Origin of the sequence: Halomonas marinisediminis, from assembly GCF_004347715.1 — a bacterium.
Classification (GTDB): Bacteria; Pseudomonadota; Gammaproteobacteria; order Pseudomonadales; family Halomonadaceae; genus Halomonas; species Halomonas icarae.
This window is the reverse complement of sequence record NZ_SLTR01000150.1, coordinates 1-294: the sequence shown is the minus strand read 5'-3', so window position 1 is coordinate 294 and position 294 is coordinate 1. Positions and strand designations below refer to the sequence as shown.

The 294-nt window shown below is 67.0% G+C and carries 1 protein-coding gene; it reads right to left on the bottom strand.

The window, feature by feature from the left end; all coding sequences use genetic code 11:
• A partial coding sequence (locus tag E0702_RS16170; protein WP_132045609.1) for a virulence factor SrfB occupies positions 1-294 on the bottom strand: 294 nt, incomplete at both ends.

Below are 294 nucleotides of genomic sequence, written 5' to 3'. Positions count from 1 at the left end.
CGCGGCAGGTCCGACTGCGACCGGCGCGAGCGCGAGGCCGGATCGTTGATCTGCACCATGGCATGGGCAATGACCTCGGCCAGCATGAATCCGAAAAGCGAGGAGCGCGAGAACCGCGGCCGGATCGCCGGGGTCAGCGGCGTGGTCTTTTTCGGCTTGCGCAGGTTGAGCCCGATCTCAGTCTTGACCTGGGCCAGCACGTCGCCCGCCTCGTTCAGGTGCCGCATGGCCGCGCGCACCGGGCGCGGCAGGTTGTTGGGGTCGTGGTGGTTCTGGAACCGCCAGTCCTTTTTT